We start from the raw sequence: 18,632 nt of genomic DNA on the forward strand, positions 1-18,632 counted from the left end.
TCGGAGCGTACGCCCCCGCTGGATGCAGTCGCGGTCGGGGGGCCGCGGGTCAGCCGAGGGAGACGGTGAGGCCCTCGTAGGCCGAGAGCACCTCGAGGTCGGGGCCGCCCAGGCGACGGGCACCGGCGTAGAGGCAGTCGAGGGTGTCGTCGTCGTGGGCCGGGTCGTGGTGGAACAGCATCAGGCGCTCGGCGCCGGCCCGACGGGCCACGTTGACCGCGTACTCGACCGTGCAGTGGCCCCAGTCGCACTTGTGGGCGAACTCGTCGGCCGTGTACTGCGCGTCGTGGATCAGCAGGTCGACGCCCTGGGCGAGCTCGAGCGCGCCGGCGGCGACGGAGAAGGGGTCGTCGGCCGGTTGCTGGTGGTCGCTCAGGTACGCCACCGAGACCCCACCCCAGTCGATGCGGTAGCCGTTGGTGACGCCGACGTGGGGCACCGACCGCGCGGTGACCGTGGCGCCGCAGACCTCGACGGTGGCATCGGTGAGGTCGTGGAAGTGGATCTCGCCGGGCAGCTGCTCGACGGTGACCGGGAAGTACGGCGGGCGCATGAACCCGGCGAAGGCGTCGGCCAGCGTGCGCCCGTCGTCGGGACGAGGGCCGTAGACGTCCATGCAGGCGCCGTCGCGCAGGATCGGCACGAAGAAGGGCAGGCCCTGGACGTGGTCCCAGTGGAGGTGGGTGACGAGCGCCGCGCCGCGGAAGCTGCCGTCGTGGGGCAGGACCTCGCCGTAGGATCGCAGGCCGGTGCCGAGGTCGAGGACGATCGGCGGCATGTCGGGACGCTCGAGCACGACGCACGCGGTGTTGCCGCCGAAGCGCGCGTTCGAGGGCCCGGGACACGGCGTCGAGCCGCGCACGCCGTAGAACGTCACGTTGACCACGGGCCTCCCCCTTTCCGAGTTCGGGAGAGTAACGGACGGTCGCCGCTCGCCCCAGAGCGTGTGACCCAAGTCTCACGAGACCCCTCGGCCGCTCCTCCCCTACATTCAGCGCCCATGCTCCTCACCGAAGGCCGAGCCACCGTCGGCGACATCGAGCTCGCGTACCTCGACACCGGCGGCGACGGCCCGCTCGCCCTCTGCCTCCACGGGTTCCCCGACACCGCGTGGGGGTGGCGCCACCTGCTGCCGGAGCTGGCCGACGCCGGGTACCGAGCCGTGGCCCCGTTCATGCGCGGGTACGCGCCGAGCGGCCTGGCGCCCGACGGCGTCTACCAGACGGGTGCCCTGGCATCGGACGCCGTCGGTCTCCACGAGGCCCTCGGCGGCGACGCCGACGCGGTGGTGATCGGGCACGACTGGGGTGCGCCGGCTGCCTACGGGGCGGCGAACCTCGCCCCCGACCGCTTCCGGCGGGTGGTCGGGGCGGCCGTGCCGCCCGGCGGCGCGATGGCCCGGGCGTTCCTCGACCCGGCCCAGCTCCGCCGCTCCTGGTACATGTTCTTCTTCCAGCACCCGCTCGCCGACGCCGTCGTCCCGATGGACGACCTGGCGTTCATCGGCGGGCTATGGGACGACTGGTCCCCGGGCTACGACCACGCCGAGGACCTGGCGCACGTCCGCGACGCCCTCGGCGACCCCGCGCACCTCGCGGCCGCGCTCGGCTACTACCGGGCGACGCTCGGCGACGGACCGCGGGACCCCTCCCTCGACGAGGCCCAGGCCGCCACCGGCCGCCTGCCCGACCAGCCGCTCCTCTACCTCCACGGGGTCGACGACGGCTGCGTCGGCATCGACGTCGCCACCTCGGTGTCCTCGGAGCTGCCCGACGGGTCGCGCATGGTCGCGGTGGACGGTGCAGGCCACTTCCTCCAGCTCGAGCAGCCGACCATCGTGAACGAGCTCGTGCTGTCCTTCCTCGCCGAGGGCTGACGCCCCGGACCCCTTGACCTCGAGCACGGTCGAGGTCGTAGGTTCCGCCCATGCTCGACCAGCCGCTCTCGTTCCGCCCGTACGCTCCGTCCGCCGACGAGCCGAACGTCGTGGTCGACGGCACGCCGAACGCCGGCACGACGCTCACGCTGTCCCACTGGCCCGGCGCGCCGCTCCCCGCACCGGAGGTCGCGGCCGACCTGTCGGCCCAGATGGCGTTCCGCTACCTCGAGCACCCCGAGGTGCTCCACGGCGCCGCGACGGTCGTCACCGCCAACCACTTCGACCAGGACGGCCTCGTCAGCGTCTGGGCCATGACGTCCCCCGCCGACGCGAGCGCCCTCCGTCCCCTCGCCGAGGACCTGGCGGCCGCCGGGGACTTCGCCACCTACCGCGACCGCCGCGCCGCGAGGGCGTCGATGGTCGTCTCGGCGTTCGCCGACCCCGACCGCTCGCCGGTGCCGACCCGCGGCGACGACCGGCTGGCGGAGCTGTTCGTCGACGCCCTCGGCCGCCTCCCGCAGCTGCTCCTCGACCAGGATCCCTACGCCACGCTGTGGGAGGAGGAGGACGCGCACCTGAGCGCGTCGGAGGCGGCGCTGGCCGACGGACGCATCTCGATCGATGAGCACGCCGACGTCGACCTCGCGGTCGTCGACGCGCCCGCCGCTCCGTGGTGGGGGCACCGGTTCGGGGGGCGTCGGTACGACGGCGTGCACCCGATGGCCCTCCACGGCGCGACCGACAGGGGCGTCATCCTCCTCAGCACCGGCGACACGCACCGGGTCACCTACCGCTACGAGTCGTGGGTGCAGCTGCGCAGCCGTCGGGTGCGACCGCGGATCGACCTCGGGCCGGTGGCCGAGGAGCTCTCGGACCTCGACGACGCGCCGTGGCGCGCCGACCCGCCCGGGGAGCTCACGCCCCAGTTGGAACCGGTCGCCGGCGCCTCGGCGCTGTCGCGCGCATCGGTGCTCGAGGTGCTCGTCCGCCACCTCCGTGACGACCCGGTGGCCTTCGACCCCTACGCCCCGCCGAGCTGACGCCCCACGCGGGCTCCAGCCGTCAGGGCAGCGCCAGCGTGCCGTCCTCGCGGCGCACCACGAGCCCGTCCCGACGGAGGCCGTCGACGACCTGCTCGGCCCGCACCCCCGACTCGACGACGCCGGCAGCGATCGCCCGCGCCGCGTCGTCCGCCAGCGGGGCGTCGACGAGCGCGGCGAGCACGCGACCACGCGCCTCGCGGTCCGATCCGGCGAACGGGGCCTGGCGTCGACTCACCCCCGCGCTGCCCGCCGCGGGGTCCGGGTCCGGTCGCCCGGCGGTCGCCCACGCGCAGTCCGGATGGGCCGGGCAGCCGACGCAGCGCGGCGTGGGGCGGCAGAACGTCGCACCCAGCTCCATGAGGCTCTGGTTCCACAGCCACCCTCGATCGGCGGGCACCAACCCGTCGGCCGCGTCCTGGGCGGCGCGGGGACGCAACGAGGCGCCACCGACCCGGGCGAGCACGCGGGCGATGTTGGTGTCGACGAGCCCCACGTCGCGCTCGAACGCGAACGCCAGCACCGCCCGCGCCGTGTAGGGCCCGACACCCGGGAGGCGCAGCAGCGCGTCGAGGTCGTCGGGCACCGCGCCGCCGTGCTCGTCGACCATCTGCTGTGCGGCCAGGTGCAGGTTCCTCGCCCGGCGGGGGTAGCCGAGCCCCGACCACAGCGAGAGCAGGTCGCCGAGCGGGCGGGCGGCCAGCGCCGTCGGATCGGGCCACCGCTCGAGGAAGGCGTGCCACTTCGGCACGACCCGGTCCACCCCCGTCTGCTGGGCCATGACCTCGGAGACCAGCACCGCCCACGGGTCACGCGTCGACCGCCACGGCAGGTCGCGCAGCTGGCGGTCGCCCCACGCGAGGACGGCGTCGCGGGTCGTCGGGTCGAGCAGCGCCACGGCCCGCGAGCGTACGGCCCCGCCGACCTACAGGACCGGCGGTCCCGGCCGATGGGATCGGGACCTTCGAGGCGGAACCACCATGCACGACCACAACCCGACGACGGTCGCGCCTCCCGGGCGGGACGACGAGCAGCGACCGCGCGCCCGCCGGCGGACGCACCAGATCGTCAGGGACCCGGTGGCGCGCGCCGGGCTGCGTGATCCGTGGCGCCTGGTGTTCTGGAGCCGCTACTTCGCGATCCCCCTGCTCGCCCTGATCGCCGGGGCGGCACCCGAGGCGGTCGTCGACGTGCCGCTCGAGGTCAGCGTCCTCGTCGCCGCGAGCCTCCCGGTCACCATCGCCGCCGATCGCCTGCGGCGGCGCTGGCCGGTGCTGCCGGAGCGGATGATCGCCGTCGACGCGCTGATCGCCGCCGTCGTCGTGCTCGCGCACCACGACGCGCTCGGCGGGGCCGCGCTCGCGCTGCTCGCCGACGTGGCGATGGTGGCGGCGGCGGCCGGGCGTGGCGCCGCGGTGCGTGCGGTGCTCTGGACCGGTGCCGTGATGCTCTTCCCGGCGATCGTCGTGCAGGGCCTCGGCGTCCTGCTCCTCGCCGTGCTGGTCGTCGCCGGGACGTTCGTCGCCATCGTCGTCGGCAACGTCGCGGACGGCCAGCGTGAGCTGCACCGCAACCAGGAGCACCTGCTCGCCGGCATCGACGGGATCGTCTGGACGATGACGACCAACCCCCCGGCCACGTTGACGGTGGCCGGGCGGGTCGGCCCGATCCTCGGTCGACCCCCCGAGGAGATCGACAGCCCCGAGTCGTGGATCGTCACGATCCACCCCGACGACCGCGCCCGGGTGCTCGACCACCTGAGCCGGACGATGACGGGCGAGATCGACGGGGAGCACGTCGAGTACCGGCTGGTGGCGTCGGACGGCCGCGAGGTGCGCGTGAGGGACACGCAGCGCTGCGAACGTGACGCGAGCGGTCGGCCCGTGCGCGTGCGTGGCCTCGTCATCGACGTCACGGACCTGCGGCGGATCGAGGAGGACCTGTCGCACCACCGCGACATCGTCCAGCACATCCACACCGCGCTCCTCGTCGTGCGCCTGGCCGACCCGGGCGACCCCCGTTCGCTCACGCTGGTCTCCGCCAACCCGGCCGCCGCCCGCCTCCTCGGCCGCGACGCCACCGACCACATCGGCGAGCGGTTGATCGACGTGTTCCCCGTGCTGCGCGACGGCCCGATCCCCGCGCGCCTCGTCGACACGATCACCGTCGGCGTCGGGTTCGACAGCGAGATGCCGCTCGTCGACGAGCCGGACAGCCCCGTGCTGGCCGTCCACACGTTCCCGATGCCCGACCGCTCGGCGACGATGGCGCTCCAGGACGTCACCGACCGGGCGCGGGTCCAGGCCCGGCTCCGGCACCAGGCCCTCCACGACGCCCTGACCGGTCTCCCCAACCGGGTGCTGCTCAACGACCGCCTCCGCAAGGGGCTGAGCCGGGCGCAGCGGAGCGGCGAACCGATCGCGATCATGATCATGGACCTCAACCACTTCAAAGAGGTCAACGACACCCTCGGGCACCACAGCGGCGACGTGCTCCTGTCCGAGGTGGCCCAGCGGCTCCGGGACGCGCTGCGCGAGGCCGACACGGTGGCCCGGTTGGGCGGCGACGAGTTCGCCATCCTGCTCACGACCAACGCCACGCGCTCGGGTGCGATCGCGGTGGCGGAGAAGATCGGGCGCCTGGTCGAGCGGCCCGTCGACGTCGACGGGGTGAGCATCCAGGTGTCGGCGTCGATCGGCATCGCGTTCTTCCCCGAGCACGCCGACGACGCCGACGGGCTCGCACGCCGAGCCGACGTGGCGATGTACGTGGCGAAGCGCACCTCGTCGACCTTCGCCGTCTACGCACCCGAGGACGACCGCTCGTCGATCCGGCGGCTCACCCTCCTCGGTGAGCTCCGCCAGGCGATCACCCAGGACCAGCTCGTCCTCCACCACCAGCCGACCGTCGAGCTGTCGACCGGCCACGTCCTGCGGACCGAGGCGCTGCTGCGGTGGAAGCACCCGACGCACGGGTTGATGCCGCCGGGCGAGTTCATGGAGCTCGCGGAGATGTCCGGTGTGGTCCAGCCGCTCACCCGCTGGGTGCTGCGCCAGAGCGTGCGCCAGGTCAAGCAGCTGTCGGTCGACGGCCAGTTCCTCCACGTCGCGGTGAACGTCAGCGCCCGCAACCTCTACGAGCCCGATCTCGTCGACTGGATCGTCGGCCTCCTCGAGGAGGAGCGGTTCCCCGGCGAGCGCCTGACGCTCGAGATCACCGAGAGCCTCCTGATGGACGACCCGCTCCTCGCCCTCGGGGTGCTCCGCCGGTTGAAGGCGTTCGGCATCTCGCTGTCGATCGACGACTTCGGCACCGGGTACTCGTCGCTCTCCTACCTGCGCGACCTGCCGATCGACGAGATCAAGATCGACCAGAGCTTCGTGGGCGCCATGTCCCTTCCGGGCGGCGACGACACGATCGTGCGCTCGGTCATCGACCTCGGCCACAACCTCGGGCTCGCCGTCGTCGCCGAAGGCGTGGAGGACTGGGAGACGCTGGAGCGGCTCGTGGAGCTCGGGTGCGACCGAGCCCAGGGCTTCCTCCTCAGCCAGCCGCTGCCGGCCGACGAGCTGGCGGTCCTGCTGGAGAGCGATCGCTTCCGGCGCTTCGCCCACCGCCTCGACCTGCCCGACGACTGGTAGCCGCCCGAGACCCGGCCACCCGGCGGCCCGATGTGAGAGGCACCCGGGGGCGTCGGTACGCTCTGCGCCCATGACCGCCCCTGATCTCGCCGCCGCCGCCTCCGCCATCGACGTCGCGCACGACCTCGTCCAGACGGCCATCGCCCACCTCGCCGCCACCGGGACGGTCGACGAGGACCAGGTCCTCGCCTACGACGTCGCCCACGCGGCCTCGGCGGTCGCCACGGGGCGGGCGATGCTCGACTACGGCCAGAAGGGCGAGGTCGAGGCCGGGCTGACCTGCGCGTTCATCGGCGATGCCATCGCCGAGCTCGGCGGCAAGGTGTTCGGTCGCGAGGCGGTGTGGGGCATCGAGCCGGGCGCGCTCGACGCCACCCGCGAGTTCGTCGCCGCCGCCCGGGACCCGGAGTTCCTGGCGTCGCTCGCCGGACAGGCCGGGCCCCGGCACCTCGACCAGGACTTCGAGATGGTGCAGGACACCTTCCGACGCTTCGCCGAGGACAAGATCAAGCCGGTCGCCGAGCACATCCACCGCCACAACGACGACATCCCCGAGGACATCATCTCCGGGCTCGCCGAGATGGGCGGCTTCGCCATGTCGGTGCCCGAGGAGTACGGCGGCTTCGCCACCGGGACCGAGTCCGACTACATGGGCATGGTCGTCGCCACCGAGGAGCTGTCGCGGGGGTCGCTCGGTGCCGGCGGCTCGCTCATCACCCGACCCGAGATCCTCACCCGGGCGCTCGAGGCCGGCGGCACCGAGGACCAGAAGCAGGAGTGGCTGCCCAAGCTGGCGTCGGCCGAGGTCATGGCCGCCGTCGCGGTGACCGAGCCCGACTACGGCTCCGACGTGGCCGGCATCAAGGTCACCGCCACCCCCACCGACGGCGGCTGGCTGGTCAACGGCGTGAAGACCTGGTGCACGTTCGGCGCCCGCGCCGACGCGCTCATGCTGCTCGCCCGCACCGATCCGGACCGCTCGTCCGCCCACCGCGGCCTCAGCCTGTTCGTCGTGCCGAAGCCCCGCGGCGACGCCCACGGGTTCGAGTTCACCCAGGAGGCCGGGGCCGACGGCGGCGCGCCGGGCGGCGGGAAGATGGAGGGCCGCCCGATCGACACGATCGGCTACCGCGGCATGCACTCCTACGAGATCGCCTTCGACAGCTGGTTCGTCGCCGCCGAGAACCAGGTGGGCGGCGAGGACGGGCTCGGCCGGGGCTTCTACTACCAGATGGCCGGGTTCGAGAACGGCCGCCTCCAGACCGCGGCCCGGGCCGTCGGCGTCATGCAGGCCGCCTACGAGGAGGCGCTGCAGTACGCCCGGGACCGGGTCGTGTTCGGCGAGCCGATCGCCGACTACCAGCTCACCCAGGTGAAGCTCACCCGCATGGCCGCCACGATCCAGGCCGCCCGCCAGTTCTCCTACGCCGTCGCCAAGCTGATGGCCAAGGGCGAGGGGGCGATGGAGGCGTCGATGGTCAAGGCCTACGTCTGTCGCGCCGCGGAGTGGGTCACCCGCGAGGCGATGCAGATCCACGGGGGGTTCGGCTACGCCGAGGAGTACCCGGTGAGCCGCTACTTCGTCGACGCTCGGGTGCTCTCGATCTTCGAGGGCGCCGACGAGACGCTCGCCCTCAAGGTGATCGCCCGGCGCCTGGCCTCGGGCGCGAAGGCCTAGCACCTTGGAGAGCGGCCCAGGGGCGGCCGGTCCGCTCGCCGAGCTCCTCGCGGAGGCCAACCCCCTCCTCGAGGCGGTCGTCAACGCCGTCCCCGAGCCGTTCTTCGTCCTCGACCGGGACGGCCGCTACCTGGCCGTCTTCGGCGGTCGCCACAAGTCCCGCTACCACGACGGGGCCGCCCTCGTGGGCCGCACGCTCCACGAGGTGATGCCCAACGACGTCGCCGACGGCTTCCTGCGCACCATCCACCGCGTCCTCGAGACGGGCGAGGGGCTCGTCTGCCACTACGAGCTGGGTGCCGACGACGTCGACGGTGTCGAGGACCGCGACGGCGTGCCGACGCGCCTGTCGTTCGAGGGGCACGTGGCCCCCATCGAGCGGGCCGACGGCCCGCCCGAAGCGGTGGTCTGGATGCCGTTCAACATCACCGAGCTGCGTCGGGCGCTCGCCGAGCTCGAGGGCCAGCGGGCCGAGCTCTACCGGCTCGCGAACACCGACGGGCTCACCGGCATCCGCAACCGGCGCAGCTTCCTCGAGGCCGCACGCCACGAGCTGGCCACGAGCCGACGGTCACGGCGCAGCGCGACGCTCATGCTCCTCGACCTCGACCGCTTCAAGGGGGTGAACGACACCGGCGGGCACGCCGCAGGCGATCGCGTGCTCGAGGCGGTGGCGAGGCTGCTGCGCAGCGACCGTCGGGAGTCCGACGTCGTCGCCCGACTCGGCGGCGAGGAGTTCGCGGTGCTGTTGACCGACACGCCCCTCGAGGCCGGTGAGGTCGTCGCCCAACGGCTGCGGAGCTCGCTGGCCGAGCTCGAGGTCCACGCGGAGGGCCAGCGCTTCCGGCTGACCACGAGCATCGGGATCACGCCGCTCGTGCCCCAGGACGACATCACCGACGCCATGATCCGTGCGGACACCGCGCTGTACCGGGCGAAGGCGAACGGGCGCGACCGGGTCGAGGTCGAGCTGCCGCCCGAGTAGCTCAGCGACGGTTCCTGGGGTGTTGGGCGGCCCGACGCTCGTTGCCCCGCCGGTAGTTGCCGGTGAGCCGGGCCATCAGCTCCTGTCGCTCGGCCGCGGTCGCACCTTCGGCGTCGGCCAGGAACCCGGCCGCTCTCCGTCCGCGCAGCACCGTCGCCACGCGTCCGTGGTGCTCGATGACGACGTCCCCGTCCTTGCGGACCGCGTAGCTGAACCCCTCCGGCGCCGGCACCGCCCCCATCGTGCCCGATGCCGCCGGTCGGGGGGCCGCAGTCTCCCTCCACCGCAGCGGCGCTGTTTCGCCTCTGTGCGACAACCGGCCCTGTCGATCGAAGGGCACCACCCAGCTGTCGCACCGAGGTGGAACCGTGCGCTCGACGAGGTGCGCGGGTGCCCCCTCGGTGTCACTGCAGCTCGGGATCATGGACGCATGGAGGCCACCACACCAGCCCGCACCGTCACGCACTGGGAGCTGCGGGCCCTCTTGACGCTCCACATCCACGCGGCGGGCCCGACGACCGTTGCCGAGCTCGTCACCGCAGTGGAGCGGGAGGGCTGGCGCCTGCGAGGGCGCACCAGCAAGGTCGTGTCCGACGCTCTGCGAGCCGAGGTCTCGAAGGGCTGGGTGCGCCGCGTCGCCCGGGGCGTGTACGCGCCCGGCCGCCTGCCTCGGTCCTCGAAGAGCCGACTGCGCGGGCGCGTCCGACGCGCCCGGGACCGGCTCGGACCCGCCTAGAGCTCCTTGAACAGCTCCGGGGCCACGGGGCAGTCGGTGCGCCGGAGGGCGTCGGCCACGGGCTCGGGACCGTGGGCCCCGACGATCCGGTCGACGAGGTCGAGCGGGACCACCTCGTCGTCGGCGTCCCAGGGCTCGTCGACGTCGAGCCGGGCGACGAGCCCCTCCCACACACGGGCCGGCATCAACCGGCCGGCACCGCCGACGAGCCAGACCGGCACCCCGCAGCTCCGCGCCGTCGCCGCCGCGGCACGGGAGCCCGCGATCGACAGGAACGCCTCCGGCCCGATCGCCGACGCCTCCAGCAGCACGAGATCGCTCTCGGCCACCGCGGCCCCGAGCCCGGCCACCGGCACGTCGACCGCCTCGGCGTCGTCGTCGGCGAACGTCAGCCGCCGCACGAGGCCCGACCCCTCTCCCAGCACGTCCACCACGAGCGCCGCCAGGTCGCCCCGGCGCACGAGCGCCGACGCCACCAGCTCGGGCCAGCCGAGCACCGTCACCGTCAGATCCGGCTCGATGGCGTGGGCCAGCTCGCGGACGGTCGTGTCGTTCTCGAACTCCTCGACCGCGTCCCACGCCTCGCGCATCGGGTCGGGCGCGGTCAGCACCCGGGAGGTGAGCCACCAGATCGGACCGGACGTCGGCTGGCGAGCGACGACCCGCCGGCAGGCGGTCACCATGCCGGCGGGATCGTCGATGAAGGTCGCCAGCGCGGACGCCGTCTCCCGGACGAGCACGTCGTGGCCCGCGCCGGAGGCCCGGGCCACGTAGCGGAGCCGCTCGATCGGGTGCACCGGCCTCAGGCCCCTCTGCTCAGAGGCCCGGCTTCCAGATCATGTCGATGAGCATGAGCAGGAACAGCAGGTGGATGATGCCGGTGAACATCGCCGTCTTCTTGCCGGCGTCGGCATCGCCGCCCGCGGCCGCGACCTGCGCGGGCCGGAGCAGGAACCACATCACGCCGAGCATCGCGAACCACAGCACGAAGGCGATCGAGATCCAGCTCTGGCTCATCTCGTAGCCGTCCGAGAGGACGATGAGGAGGATCCCGAACAGACCGGCCAGCGCGAGGGCCGGCACGTGCATCTTGGTCGTGAGGTCGGCGAGCACCCGGCCGATCGACCCCGCGGCCCCTGCGTCGGCACGTCCGGCGGCCTGGAGTCGGGCACCGACCATCGCCCCCGAGAACGCGGCGACGATCGTGGCGATGTGCAGGAGGTAGACGATGCGGTAGCCGGCGTCGTCCTGGACGAGGGCGAGGACCATCGGTGGATCTTCCTTTCAGCCGAGCGCGGCGATCGCGTCAGCGGTGGCGAGCGTACGCCGGGCGTTGTCGACGTGGAGGTTCTCGATCATGCGCCCGTCGACGGTGACGACGCCGCGGCCCTTGGCCTCGGCCTCCTCGAACGCGGCGATCACCTTCCGGGCGTGCTCGACCTGCTCCTCCGACGGAGCCCAGATCCGGTTCGCCGGCTCGACCTGGTCGGGGTGGACGAGCGTCTTGCCGTCGAAGCCCATCTCGAAGCCCTGGCGAGCCTCGACCTCGAAGCCCTCCGGGTCGCGGACGTCGTTGTAGACGCCGTCGAGGATCACCTTGTCGGCCTCGCGGGCCGCGAGCAGGGCGGTGGCGAGGTGCGGGTACAGCGGGGCACGGCCCGGGACCAGCTCGGCCCGCAGCTCCTTCGCCAGGTCGTTCGTGCCCATCACCAGCACGCTCACCCGCTCGAAGCCGGCGATGTCCCGGGCGGCGAAGATCGCCTGCGGGGTCTCGACCATGGCCCAGATCGTCGTGTGATCCGGGGCGCCGGCGGCCTCGAGGCGATCGGCCACCGCCCCGAGCGCGTCGAGCCCGGACACCTTCGGGATGACGATGGCCGATGGGCCAGCGGCCGCAGCGGCGGCGATGTCCGCCTCGCCCCACGGCGTGTCGAGCCCGTTGCAGCGGATGGTGACCTCCCGCTGGCCGTACTCGCCCGAGGCGGCGGCCGCAGCGGCCTGCTCCCGGGCGGTGTCCTTGGCGTCGGGGGCGACCGCGTCCTCGAGGTCGAAGATCAGCGCGTCGGCGGGGATCGACTTGGCCTTCTCCAGCGCCCGGGCGTTGGCCGCGGGCATGTAGAGGACCGACCGGCGGGGTCGGAGGGCGTCGTGGGAGGTCGTCACGATGCGGCCCCCTCGAAGCCGTAGAGCTCGGCGAGCTCGGGGTCGCGGGCCGACAGCTCCTGCGCCAGGTCGACGATGACGCGGCACTGCTTCACCGACGCGTCGTCCTCCATCTTCCCGTCGAGCATCACCGCGCCCGTGCCGTCGCCCATGGCCTCGATCACGCGCTGGGCGTGGGCCACGTCGGCGGGATCGGGGCTGAACACCTTCTTGGCGATCGGGATCTGCGCGGGGTGCAGGCTCCAGGCGCCGACGCAGCCGAGCAGGTAGGCGTTGCGGAACTGGTCCTCGCAGGCCGTGGTGTCGGCGATGTCGCCGAAGGGCCCGTAGTACGGGAGGATCCCGTGCATCACGCAGGCGTCGACCATGCGGCTGATCGTGTAGTGCCACAGGTCTTGCTGGAACGTGGCCCGAGGCGCCTCGGCGTCATCGGCGTCCGGGTCCTCGCGGACGAGGTAGCCGGGGTGGCCGCCGCCGACGCGGGTGGTCTTCATGCGCCGGTTCGCCGCCAGGTCGGCGGGTCCGAGCGAGAGGCCCTGCATGCGGGGCGAGGCGCCGCAGATCTCCTCCACCCGGGCGACGCCCTGGGCGGTCTCGAGGATGGCGTGGACCATCAGCGGCTTCTCGAGCCCCGCACGCGCCTCGAGCTGGGCGAGCAGCCGGTCGACGTAGTGGATGTCCTCGGGGCCCTCGACCTTCGGGATCATGATGACGTCGAGCTTGTCGCCGATCTCGGTGACCGCGGCGGTGAGGTCGTCGAGCGCCCACGGCGAGTCGAGCGAGTTCACGCGCGTCCACAGCTGGGTGTCGGTGGCGCTCCACGCCTTGCCGACCTCGACGAGACCGTCACGGGCGGCCTCCTTGTCGCTGGCCGGCACGCCGTCCTCGAGGTTGGCGAGCAGCACGTCCACCTGCGCCGCCATGTCCGGGACCTTCGACCGCATCTTCTCGTTGGCCGCAGGGAAGAAGTGGATCATCCGCGACGGCCGCACCGTGATCTCGCGGAGCGGCTGCGGTGCACCCGCGGCAAGTGGTCGGAAGAAGTCCTTGGCGCTGCGCATGGGGCTCCCCTGCTCGGTGGACGGTCGCTCCGAACGATAGGAGTCCGTCCGATCGCGGGACCACTCGGCGGTCCGCCGAGGCGAGGATTCCGGTCCCGACAGGGGCCCCGGCTATCTTCGTGGCCCGTGAGCACCAAGGTCCCCCTCGATCTGACCCTGACGGCCCTCGACGACGAGGAGCGGACCCTCGACGACTGGCTCACCACGTTCCAGATCGCCGCCGTCGTGGTCGACCCGTACACCCACGAGAGCGCCTGGATCCTCGACACCGCCCGGCGCATCCTCGGGCACTACCGCGGCGCCGACTGCCGGGTGTGCTTCGTCGTCGCCGGCACCACCGAGGAGGCCACGCAGTTCCTCGGACCGATCACCAAGGAGTTCATGACCCTGGCGGATCCGGGCCGCAAGGTGACCGAGGCCCTCGGGCTCGAGGTCCTGCCGGCCTTCGTGCACCTGGGCCAGGACGGCACGGTCCTCGGCGCCGCCGGCGGGTGGGACCCGCAGGCCTGGCGCACGGTGGCCAAGGGCCTGGCGGCCCGCATGAGCTGGACGGCGCCGCCGATCCCCGCCGCCGGCGATCCCGTCGCCTACCCGGGCAGCCCCGCCCTGGAGGCCGGCGCCGCCTGAGCGGCTGCTGCGCCTGAGCGACTACTTGACGATCCCGCCCTTGGTCATCGAGATGATGTCGAGGGCCCGGTCGAGCTCGTCGTCGGTCATCAGCTCCCGCTCGAGGACGATCGAGCGGATGCTCTCCCCGGTGCGGGTCGATTCCTTGATGATCTCGGCGGCCAGCTCGTAGCCGATGTAGGGGTTGAGTGCCGTGCCGATCGACGGCGACGACTCGGCGTATTCGCGGCACACCTCCTCGTTGGCCTCGATCCCGTCGATCATGCGCGAGGCGAACACCGCGGCGACGTTGGCGAGCAGCGTGCCGGACTCGAGCAGGTTGCGGGCCATCATCGGCATGTAGACGTTGAGCTCGAAGTTGCCCTGGCTGCCGCCGAACGCGACCGCCGCGTCGTTGCCCATCACCTGCGCCGCCACCTGGGTGACCGCCTCGGCGATCACGGGGTTGACCTTCCCCGGCATGATCGACGAGCCCGGTTGCAGGTCGGGGATGCGGATCTCCGACAGGCCGGTGCGCGGGCCCGAGCCCATCCAGCGGAGGTCGTTGGCGATCTTCACCAGCGCGACCGCGGCGGCCCGGTACTGGCCCGACACCTCGACGAGCGCGTCGCGCGCGCTCTGTGCGGCGAAGGCATCGGGGGCCGGCGTGAGGGGCAGGCCGGTGCGCTCCGCGAGCTTGGCGATGACCGATCGGCCGAACGACTTCGGCGCGTTGATGCCGGTGCCGACGGCCGTGCCCCCGAGCGGGAGGCGCCCGACGCGAGGCGCGGTGTCGCGCAGGCGCTCGATCGCCTCGTCGACCTGCGCCGCGTAGCCCCCGAACTCCTGGCCGAGCGTGACCGGCGTGGCGTCCATCAGGTGGGTGCGGCCGGACTTCACCACCTTGGCGAACTGCTTCTGCTTGCGACGCAGGCTGCGGGACAGCCCCTCGAGGGCGGGGATGACCTCCTCGAGCACCGACTCGGTGACCGCGATGTGGATGGCGCTCGGGAACACGTCGTTCGACGACTGGGACGCGTTGACGTGGTCGTTGGGGTGGACCGCGCCGTCCTCGCCGAGCTGCTCGGACGCCAGCCGGGCGATCACCTCGTTGGCGTTCATGTTCGACGAGGTGCCGGAGCCGGTCTGGAAGACGTCGACGGGGAACTGGTCGTTCCACTCCCCCTCGGCGACCTCGTCCGCCGCGGCGGCGACGGCCTTCGCGATGCGGGCGTCGACCTTGGGGACGTCCTTCGAGCGGCCGTTGAACCGCGCCGCCTCGGACTTCACGAGGGCGAGGGCCCGGATCAGCCGCTCGTCGATCGGTCGGCCCGAGATCGGGAAGTTCTGGACCGCCCGTTGGGTCTGGGCGCCCCACTTGGCGTCGGCCGGGACCTTGACCTCACCCATGGAGTCGTGCTCGATGCGCCACTGCTCGCTCATGCCTGCACCCCTTCGCCGAGACCGGTGCGGTCAACCCTACGGAACCGCCACGTCCCCCGGTCGGGTGCCACGTACGGTGGCGCAGGTGCGCATCACGCAGATCTGGCGGTACCCGGTGAAGTCGCTGCAGGGCGAACGGCTCGAGTCGGCGGACGTCGACGCCAAGGGGCTCGTCGGCGACCGCCGCTGGGCGCTCTTCGACCGGGGCACCACCAACGGGCTGACGGCACGACGGGTCCCCGAGCTGCTGATGGCGTGCGGGGTGTGGCACGGCGACGGACAGGTGAGCGTCCGGCTGCCCGACGGCACCGAGACCGCCGACGACGACGAGCTGTCGCGTTGGCTCGGGCGGGAGGTCGAGCTGCGGTCGGCGGCGGAGATCGAGCGAGCACCGGTGTACGAGAACCCGAGCGACGCCACCGACGAGGACGGGGCGCCGTGGGTCGAGTGGCGTGGCCCCCGTGGGCGCTTCCACGACTCCACCCGCACCATGGTGTCGATCTGCTCCGAGGCATCGCTCGCGTCGGTCGGCGTGCCGCTCGGCGAGGTGCGCCGCTTCCGCTTCAACCTCGTCGTCGACGGCGAGGGAGAGGATGCGCTCGTCGGGCGCCACCTGTCGATCGGCGACGTCGAGCTCGAGGCGATGAAGCGCATCGACCGCTGCGTCATGGTCACGCGGCCGCAGCCCGACGGCATCGGGCGGGACCTCGACGTGCTGAAGCGCATCAACGCCGCCCGCGACGGCCACCTCGGCATCGGCACGCTCGTGCGCTCCCCTGGCCGGGTCAGGGTCGGTGACGAGCTCGTTCCGCTCTGACCGCGCCCCGTCTCGTGTCACTTCGGTCCGGTGACCGGACCGTCGTGACACGAGACGACATCACCAGCAGACATTCCCGAGTTCCGGGCGCGCACCGCCCCGAACTCGCGAATGTCTCGGGGCGACGATGGTCAGGAGCCGAGCCGAGCTTCGAGGTCGAGGACGGAGTCCAGGCGGCGCTGGGATGGCACCGGGTGCCGGCCGGCGGGGTCGATCAGGAAGGCGCGGATCCCGGCGTCGGTCGGACCGAGGTGGTCGGCCTCGTAGGAGTCGCCGACGAACACAGCCTCGGCGGGGTCGACGCCGAAGTGGTCGAGCGCAGCCGCGTAGATCGACGGATGGGGCTTGCGCCAGCCGTGTTGCACCGAGAGCAGGACGTGCTCGAACGACGACGCCATACCGAGCCGGTCCAGGAGGCGTCCGACCATGTGGAGGTCGTGCGTGTTCGACACGACCCCCAGTCGATGCCGCCCTCCGAGACGCGCGAGCATCTCGGCCGCACCGGCCACGGCTCGAACGGGCATCGCCCACTCGTCGAGGAACACCTCGACCAGCCCGTCGCAGCGGGCCTCGTCGAGGTCGAGTCCGACGCAGGCAGCGAAGGCGAGTGCGGCATCGGTCATCGTCGTCTCGATGTGGTCGTCGCCGGACGCCGTCTCCACCTCCGTCGACGCCTCGTCCCACACGGTCACGAACTCGTCGTGGGTCAGGGTGCAACCCCAGCTGAGGAGCAACTCGTGCGTACGGTCATAGCGCAGCACCGTGCGGTCGTCTTCGTAGGTCACGAGCGTGCCGAAGAAGTCGAACAGCAGCACGGCCATGTCGGAGCGGTCCGCCATCGGCCGATGGTAGGCGTCGACATGCGCCGAGACGGCACGCGTCGGTACGGTTCGACGACGTGAGCGACTTCTCCTACACCGACCTCCTCCCCCTCGGCCCGGCGGACACCGAGTACCGGCTCCTCACCACCGACGGGGTGCGCACGATCGAGGCGGCGGGGCGCACCTTCCTCGAGGTCGACCCCGAGGCGATCCGCCTGCTCACAGCGACGGCCATGCGCGACATCGCCCACCTGCTGCGGCCCGGCCACCTCGCCCAGCTGCGCGGGATCCTCGACGACCCCGAGGCGTCGGCCAACGACCGCTTCGTGGCCCTCGACCTGCTGAAGAACGCCAACATCGCGGCCGGCTACGTCCTGCCATCGTGCCAGGACACCGGCACGGCCATCGTCATGGGGAAGAAGGGCGAGCTCGTCCTCACCGGCGGCACCGACGAGGAGGCGATCGCCAGGGGCGTCTTCGACACCTACACGACGTCCAACCTCCGCTACTCCCAGATGGCGCCGCTCTCCATGTGGGAGGAGAAGAACACCGGCAACAACCTGCCGGCCCAGATCGAGATCTACGCCACGCCGGGCGACCATTACTCGTTCCTCTTCATGGCCAAGGGCGGCGGCTCGGCCAACAAGAGCTACCTCTACCAGGAGACCAAGGCGCTCCTGAACCCGGCCAAGCTGATGAGCTTCATCGACGAGAAGATCCGCAGCCTCGGCACCGCGGCGTGCCCGCCGTACCACCTGGCCGTCGTCATCGGCGGCACGTCGGCCGAGCACACGATGAAGACGGCGAAGCTCGCCTCGGCCCGCTACCTCGACACCCTGCCCACGGAGGGCAGCGAGCTCGGTCACGGCTTCCGCGACGTCGAGCTCGAGGCCGAGATCCTCACGCTCTCCCAGACGACGGGCATCGGCGCCCAGTTCGGCGGCAAGTACTTCTGCCACGACGTGCGCGTCATCCGCCTCCCGCGCCACGGCGCGTCGCTCCCGGTGGGCATCGCGGTGTCGTGCTCCGCCGACCGCCAGGCGCTCGGCAAGATCACCGCCGAGGGCATCTTCCTCGAGCAGCTCGAGACCAACCCGGCCCAGTACCTGCCGGACGTCACCGACGAGCACCTCGACGACAGCCAGGTCGTCGAGATCGACCTCAACCGGCCGATGGACGAGATCCGCGCCGAGCTGTCGAAGTACCCGGTGAAGACGCGCCTGTCGCTGACCGGGCCGATGGTCGTCGCCCGCGACATCGCCCACGCCAAGATCCAGGAGCGCCTCGACGCCGGCGAGTCGATGCCCCAGTACCTGCGGGACCACATGGTGTACTACGCCGGTCCGGCCAAGACGCCCGAGGGCTACGCCTCCGGCTCGTTCGGGCCCACGACGGCCGGACGCATGGACTCCTACGTCGACCAGTTCCAGGCCGCCGGCGGCAGCTACGTCATGCTGGCGAAGGGCAACCGCTCGCAGCAGGTCACCGATGCCTGCAAGCGCCACGGCGGCTTCTACCTCGGCTCGATCGGCGGTCCGGCGGCCCGCCTGGCCAAGGACTGCATCACCAAGGTCGAGACCCTGGAGTACCCCGAGCTCGGCATGGAGGCGGTCTGGCGCATCGAGGTCCAGGACTTCCCGGCGTTCATCGTCGTCGACGACAAGGGCAACGACTTCTTCGAGTCGGTCAACCGCCCGGTCGACATCGCGGTGAAGCGGTAGCGGGAACCCATCGCGGGTGGCGCGCCGTCGTAGCAGCACGG

The 18,632-nt window shown here is 72.3% G+C and carries 18 protein-coding genes; 9 read left to right on the top strand and 9 right to left on the bottom strand.

The window, feature by feature from the left end; all coding sequences use genetic code 11:
- Positions 1-49: 49 nt before the first annotated feature.
- Positions 50-886: an MBL fold metallo-hydrolase gene (locus tag GH723_RS12910; protein WP_153760030.1), complete on the bottom strand. Its 837-nt coding sequence runs from the start codon at positions 884-886 to the stop codon at positions 50-52.
- A 114-nt stretch (positions 887-1,000) separates the two neighbouring features.
- Between GH723_RS12910 and GH723_RS12915 the strand changes: the two genes are divergently transcribed.
- Together GH723_RS12915 and GH723_RS12920 are read left to right on the top strand one after the other, a co-directional pair.
- A complete protein-coding gene (locus GH723_RS12915) occupies positions 1,001-1,876 on the top strand; it encodes an alpha/beta fold hydrolase (RefSeq protein WP_153760031.1) in 876 nt (291 codons plus the stop codon).
- 50 nt (positions 1,877-1,926) lie between these two features.
- The gene (locus GH723_RS12920; RefSeq protein WP_153760032.1) at positions 1,927-2,919 is read left to right on the top strand and encodes a DUF6687 family protein; all 993 of its coding nucleotides are present in this window, start codon (positions 1,927-1,929) and stop codon (positions 2,917-2,919) included.
- Between the two features lie 22 nt (positions 2,920-2,941).
- Here GH723_RS12920 and GH723_RS12925 read toward each other — a convergent pair whose 3' ends face one another.
- Positions 2,942-3,817, bottom strand: a complete 876-nt coding sequence (locus GH723_RS12925) for an HhH-GPD family protein (protein WP_229022823.1) — start codon at positions 3,815-3,817, stop codon at positions 2,942-2,944.
- Positions 3,818-3,899: 82 nt separating this feature from the next.
- On the opposite strand from GH723_RS12925, the gene GH723_RS12930 reads away from it, so the two are divergent.
- The 3 genes from GH723_RS12930 (at position 3,900) to GH723_RS12940 (ending at position 9,223) form a co-directional block, all read left to right on the top strand.
- Entirely contained in the window at positions 3,900-6,560 is a 2,661-nt protein-coding gene (locus GH723_RS12930; protein ID WP_153760033.1) for a putative bifunctional diguanylate cyclase/phosphodiesterase, read from the top strand.
- Between the two features lie 70 nt (positions 6,561-6,630).
- The gene (locus GH723_RS12935) at positions 6,631-8,238 is read left to right on the top strand and encodes an acyl-CoA dehydrogenase family protein (RefSeq protein WP_153760034.1); all 1,608 of its coding nucleotides are present in this window, start codon (positions 6,631-6,633) and stop codon (positions 8,236-8,238) included.
- 4 nt (positions 8,239-8,242) lie between these two features.
- A complete protein-coding gene (locus tag GH723_RS12940; RefSeq protein ID WP_153760035.1) occupies positions 8,243-9,223 on the top strand; it encodes a sensor domain-containing diguanylate cyclase in 981 nt (326 codons plus the stop codon).
- A gap of 1 nt (position 9,224) precedes the next feature.
- On the opposite strand, the gene GH723_RS12945 is transcribed toward GH723_RS12940, so the two are convergent.
- Positions 9,225-9,464, bottom strand: a complete 240-nt coding sequence (locus GH723_RS12945; RefSeq protein ID WP_153760036.1) for a hypothetical protein — start codon at positions 9,462-9,464, stop codon at positions 9,225-9,227.
- 189 nt (positions 9,465-9,653) lie between these two features.
- Between GH723_RS12945 and GH723_RS12950 the strand changes: the two genes are divergently transcribed.
- Positions 9,654-9,959: a hypothetical protein gene (locus GH723_RS12950; protein ID WP_153760037.1), complete on the top strand. Its 306-nt coding sequence runs from the start codon at positions 9,654-9,656 to the stop codon at positions 9,957-9,959.
- Here the strand turns inward: GH723_RS12950 and GH723_RS12955 are convergent.
- The 4 genes from GH723_RS12955 to GH723_RS12970 are packed head-to-tail and all read right to left on the bottom strand — an operon-like array spanning position 9,956 to position 13,183.
- A complete protein-coding gene (locus GH723_RS12955; RefSeq protein ID WP_153760038.1) occupies positions 9,956-10,756 on the bottom strand; it encodes a hypothetical protein in 801 nt (266 codons plus the stop codon). The two genes, GH723_RS12950 and GH723_RS12955, sit on opposite strands and share 4 nt — an antisense overlap.
- A 19-nt stretch (positions 10,757-10,775) precedes the next feature.
- A complete protein-coding gene (locus GH723_RS12960) occupies positions 10,776-11,228 on the bottom strand; it encodes a hypothetical protein (RefSeq protein WP_153760039.1) in 453 nt (150 codons plus the stop codon).
- Positions 11,229-11,243: 15 nt separating this feature from the next.
- The gene (locus tag GH723_RS12965) at positions 11,244-12,122 is read right to left on the bottom strand and encodes an HpcH/HpaI aldolase/citrate lyase family protein (protein WP_229022824.1); all 879 of its coding nucleotides are present in this window, start codon (positions 12,120-12,122) and stop codon (positions 11,244-11,246) included.
- Positions 12,119-13,183 carry an HpcH/HpaI aldolase/citrate lyase family protein gene (locus tag GH723_RS12970; protein ID WP_153760040.1) on the bottom strand — a complete coding sequence of 355 codons (1,065 nt, stop codon included), beginning with the start codon at positions 13,181-13,183 and terminating at the stop codon, positions 12,119-12,121. Before GH723_RS12970 ends, GH723_RS12965 begins: the two co-directional genes overlap by 4 nt.
- Positions 13,184-13,309: 126 nt before the next feature.
- On the opposite strand from GH723_RS12970, the gene GH723_RS12975 reads away from it, so the two are divergent.
- Positions 13,310-13,810 (top strand): hypothetical protein, encoded by a 501-nt coding sequence (locus tag GH723_RS12975; RefSeq protein WP_153760041.1) that lies wholly within the window; start codon positions 13,310-13,312, stop codon positions 13,808-13,810.
- Positions 13,811-13,831: 21 nt separating this feature from the next.
- On the opposite strand, the gene GH723_RS12980 is transcribed toward GH723_RS12975, so the two are convergent.
- On the bottom strand, positions 13,832-15,232 hold the full coding sequence (locus tag GH723_RS12980) for a class II fumarate hydratase (RefSeq protein ID WP_153760042.1): 1,401 nt from the start codon (positions 15,230-15,232) through the stop codon (positions 13,832-13,834).
- Positions 15,233-15,317: 85 nt separating this feature from the next.
- Between GH723_RS12980 and GH723_RS12985 the strand changes: the two genes are divergently transcribed.
- The gene (locus tag GH723_RS12985) at positions 15,318-16,049 is read left to right on the top strand and encodes an MOSC domain-containing protein (protein ID WP_153760043.1); all 732 of its coding nucleotides are present in this window, start codon (positions 15,318-15,320) and stop codon (positions 16,047-16,049) included.
- Between the two features lie 131 nt (positions 16,050-16,180).
- On the opposite strand, the gene GH723_RS12990 is transcribed toward GH723_RS12985, so the two are convergent.
- Positions 16,181-16,888: an HAD family hydrolase gene (locus GH723_RS12990; protein WP_153760044.1), complete on the bottom strand. Its 708-nt coding sequence runs from the start codon at positions 16,886-16,888 to the stop codon at positions 16,181-16,183.
- Between the two features lie 59 nt (positions 16,889-16,947).
- Here GH723_RS12990 and GH723_RS12995 point away from each other — a divergent pair, with 59 nt between their 5' ends.
- A complete protein-coding gene (locus GH723_RS12995; protein ID WP_153760045.1) occupies positions 16,948-18,591 on the top strand; it encodes a fumarate hydratase in 1,644 nt (547 codons plus the stop codon).
- Positions 18,592-18,632 lie beyond the last annotated feature (41 nt).

This window comes from Actinomarinicola tropica (genome assembly GCF_009650215.1).
Taxonomy (GTDB): domain Bacteria; phylum Actinomycetota; class Acidimicrobiia; order Acidimicrobiales; family SKKL01; genus Actinomarinicola; species Actinomarinicola tropica.